Source organism: Streptomyces sp. NPDC097981, from assembly GCF_040302565.1.
Taxonomy (GTDB): domain Bacteria; phylum Actinomycetota; class Actinomycetes; order Streptomycetales; family Streptomycetaceae; genus Streptomyces.
This window is the reverse complement of record NZ_JBEORW010000145.1, coordinates 1-3,709: the sequence shown is the minus strand read 5'-3', so window position 1 is coordinate 3,709 and position 3,709 is coordinate 1. Positions and strand designations below refer to the sequence as shown.

Below are 3,709 nucleotides of genomic sequence, written 5' to 3'. Positions count from 1 at the left end.
CGGCTTCTTCTTCCCCATGCTCTCCATGATGAACATCATCCTTCCAGGGCCGAAACCCCTGATCTCCGATGTCCGTCAAAGCGAAGCAAGCCCAGCATCAGTGATCACTCATCGGACGGACACATCCGATCAACTGACCAACCCATCGAAGAGACACGCGTGAGGGGTGCGACCGGATTGGCCGCCAGGTAAACGTGGCCAACGGGTCGGCAGCGCAGTCGTTGTTGTCGGAGCAGGCGCCGTTGTGCCCTGGGTGAGGTTGCGCAGGGTGCGGCTGGTCAAGACGGAGTAGTCGTAGACGGCCCCGGTGGACGGTGTGCCGTTCGGTCAGCCTGAGCGTGAGCCTCACGTAGCTTTCCGCCCCGGAGCCCTAGCGTGGGCCCATGACGAGGAATCAGGACATGGGGCGGCGAGCGGCCGTGGTGCTCTGTGTGACAGCGGCGCTGATGGGACCGGGAAGCCTGGCCGGCGCAGCCGCCGGGACGACGGCAGCCGGGCTGTCCCCGCGGCCCGATGCCCTCGTTTACATCGCCAACCTCCACTCCGACACGGTGTCGGCCGTCGACACCGGCACCGGCATGGTCGTCGACAGCGTTCCCGTCGGGCACGGACCGGACAGCGTGGCCGTCAGCCCGGACGGCTCCCGCGTCTACGTCACCAATTCCGCGGCGGACACCCTATCGGTCATCGACGCCCGTACCAGGACGGTCATCGCCACCGTCGCTGTCGGGGACGAACCGAGCAGAGTGACGGTCTCCCCCGACAACCGGAACGTCTACGTCGCCAACGTCGGGTCGGACAACGTGTCCGTGATCAGCACCCGCACCCGTGCCGTGACGGACACAATCACGGTGGGCGATGCCCCGCTGGGCGTGGCGGTGACACCCGACGGATGCACCCTGTACGTCGCCAACGCCGCGTCCGGCACCGTCTCAGTGGTCCGGACCGCCACCGGAACGGTCACCGGCACCATCCCCGTCGGCAGCGGACCGACCGCCCTGGTGCTCACCCCCGACGGCCGTCGCCTGTACGTCTCCAACCTGACCTCGGACGACGTGTCGGTGGTCGACGTTCACGCCGGCGCGGAATCGGACCGCATCCCGGTCGGGGACCAGCCTGCGGGAATCGGGGTGCGACCGGATGGCCGCCAGGTCTACGTCGCCAACATCGGGTCCGACAGCGTGTCCGTGATCAGTACCCGCGGCCGTGCCGTCACGGACACCGTCCCCGTGGGACACGGCCCCAACGGCCTCGCTGTCAGCCCGGGCGGCTCCCTGGTCTACGTCAGCAACTTCGACTCGGACACCCTGTCGGTCATTGACACCTCGACAGCCCGCGCAACGCACACAGTGGCCGTGGGCGACGGGCCGACCGGCGTGGCAGCGGCACAAGGAAAGAGGGCCTGACCCGGGGTCCGAACACCGCGACAGTGCGGCTCGCCTGAGCACGAGAGGTCACGCCGGCCAGGGCTTCCAGGACACCGGCCGGTCTCGGCGTCGACCTGGCTCTGCCGCAGTTGCTCTGTCTTGGAGCATGGCCCGGGGGCACGAAGTCCACCACAGCCACGGTGACACGTCTGCGGCGGTAGTCGGCCCTTCCATCGCTGGAGTCAGCGGCCCCGGAAGGGGACTCAGATGTGCCGGCCGGCGCCTTGGTACGCCTTGTCCGCCCAGCATTTCAGTCCCGCGGTGGCGAGTGCGTCGACGATCCCGTGGCTCCGGGCGGCCGTCAGGTCAAGCAGGCTTGGTCCTCGAAGCAGACGTAGCCCCCGCAGGCCGCCCCGGGCCCTTTTACCTCCGCCCAGGTTGCCTCCTTCCACGCGGTCACGGCCTGCTCATCCCGTTCGGCGACCCGGCGGGCGGGAACCTGCGGACTGAAGCCGAGCCGGTGCACCAGCCTCGTGGCAGCGGAGACGCTATAGGAATCGACCTTCGGGAGGGCAGGCGGCAGCATCCGGGCCGCTTGCGGACCGGATGACGGTGAGACAAGCGGTCAGGCTGACGCTGGCGCGAGGGCGACTTGGTGGCCGAGGGCCTGGAGCTGGCGGACGAGATCACGGGTCTTGCGTGCGGCATCGAGGTGACGGCGGTGCCAGTCAGCGCCGAGCTCCTGGTAGGAGGCGTCCGGGTCGTTGATCAGATGCCAGGCGACGACGAGTATCGAGCGAGCGACGGCCACCAGGGCTTTGGCATGGCCGCGACGCTTGACGATGCGGCGGTAACGGGCGCCGAGGAAGGTGTCGGTGCGGGCGGCGGCGTTTGCGGCCTCGCCCAATGCCCCCTTGAGCCAGGGGTTGCCCTGCCCGGCCGGGCCTGCGGTGTTCTTTGCTCCGGACTGGATGGTGCGAGGGCACAATTTCGCCCAGGAGACCAGGTGTTCGGGGGTGGGAAAGTGGCTCATGTCCGCGCCGATCTCGGCGAGGATGATCTGCGCTGTGGTCGGTCCGATACCGGGAACGGCATCGAGACGCTCAGCCAGTACCTGCGCGCGCTCACCACAGTGGCCGGCCCGTCCGCGTCGGCCGGGTCGTCTGGCGGGGTGGTGATCTCTTCCAGTGTCTGGGCGATGAGCTGGCCGAGTTCGTGGATCTGGGCGGTCAGGTGGTCGATGGTGGCCAGCAGCACCCCGAGCAGGCGGGCGTGGTGGTCCTCGAACTGCCCCGTCAGGGCCTCGGCCAGGGCCGCCTTCTTCTTGACGAGACTGCCCTGGGCAAGCTCGGCGAGGGCACGGGGATTGCGTTCCCCGGCGACCAAGGCGTTCATCATGGCCCGCCCGGACTGGCCAAACAGGTCGGAGACGGCTCCGGACAGCTTGATCTGCGCATCCTGCAGAGCCTTGTCGACGCGGTGCTTGTGCCGGGTGCGTTCCTGGACGAACACGGTGCGGGTGCGGGTAAAGTCCCGCAGCTGCCGAACCAGTTTGGGCGGGACGAACGAGGCGCGGACCATGCCGCGTTCGGCGAGCTTGGCCAGCCAGACCGCGTCCAGCTTGTCGGTCTTGGGCCGGCCTGGGACGTTCTTCACGTCCCGCGCGTTGACGAGCCAGCAGTCCAGGCCGCGGGCTTCCAGCAGGTAGAAGAACGGGCGCCAGTACGAGCCCGTCGCCTCCATCACCACCCGCTCGACGCCCTGGCAAACCAGCCGGTCGCCGAGCTCCAGGATCGCGTTCGTGGTTGAGGCGACCGTCCAGACCTGCTGGACGCGCCGACCCTCGATGGTGTCGTGCGGGACGCGCAGGCAGACCATTCCGGATGCCTTGGCGATGTCGATGGCCGCGACCCTGGCGACGGTTCCGTCGTCGTGGTCCTCTCGCAACTCCTCCATGACGTACCCCCTTGCTGCGGCAGTGCGGGCGGGGCTGCCCGGGGAGCCTGAGGGGAACGGAGAAGCTGATCGGCGTGCTCAAAGCGACAGTGTGCGGCCCCTCGGACGGCTCCCTCACCAGACTCCTATGCGGGCTCACGACCCAAACATCGATCGGCGTCGACGAACAGCCCCGTACCGATTTTCACGCCCGCGAGGCGTCATCCGCAGGTGAACGGCTGACTCCTATAAGGTCACAAACGCCCGTCCGGCCACGTGCGTAGCGGCCCTGCCGATGAGCCGACAAATCTTAGCTTGACTGTGTCGGGGATCTTGGAGTCGCCGGGGTCAGGTGCCCAGGGTGCGCCAGGACTTCGGCCGGGGGATCTCGTGCTGATCGAGGTAGG

The 3,709-nt window shown here is 68.3% G+C and carries 3 protein-coding genes and 2 pseudogenes; 1 reads left to right on the top strand and 4 read right to left on the bottom strand.

Annotation, left to right across the window (positions count from 1 at the left end; genetic code table 11):
- Window positions 1-383: 383 nt before the first annotated feature.
- Window positions 384-1,406, top strand: a complete 1,023-nt coding sequence (locus ABTY04_RS40545) for a YVTN family beta-propeller repeat protein (protein ID WP_352218442.1) — start codon at window positions 384-386, stop codon at window positions 1,404-1,406.
- A gap of 236 nt (window positions 1,407-1,642) precedes the next feature.
- On the opposite strand, the pseudogene ABTY04_RS40540 reads toward ABTY04_RS40545, so the two are convergent.
- The 4 genes and pseudogenes from ABTY04_RS40540 to ABTY04_RS40525 form a co-directional block, all read right to left on the bottom strand.
- Window positions 1,643-1,735: pseudogene (locus ABTY04_RS40540) on the bottom strand (IS5/IS1182 family transposase); the annotation flags it as partial.
- A 4-nt stretch (window positions 1,736-1,739) separates the two neighbouring features.
- A pseudogene (locus ABTY04_RS40535) lies at window positions 1,740-1,923 on the bottom strand (helix-turn-helix domain-containing protein); the annotation flags it as partial.
- A 69-nt stretch (window positions 1,924-1,992) separates the two neighbouring features.
- The gene (locus ABTY04_RS40530) at window positions 1,993-2,412 is read right to left on the bottom strand and encodes a transposase (RefSeq protein ID WP_352218443.1); all 420 of its coding nucleotides are present in this window, start codon (window positions 2,410-2,412) and stop codon (window positions 1,993-1,995) included.
- Window positions 2,397-3,323 carry an IS110 family RNA-guided transposase gene (locus ABTY04_RS40525; RefSeq protein ID WP_352218440.1) on the bottom strand — a complete coding sequence of 309 codons (927 nt, stop codon included), beginning with the start codon at window positions 3,321-3,323 and terminating at the stop codon, window positions 2,397-2,399. The genes ABTY04_RS40530 and ABTY04_RS40525 overlap by 16 nt, the downstream gene beginning before the upstream one ends.
- Window positions 3,324-3,709 lie beyond the last annotated feature (386 nt).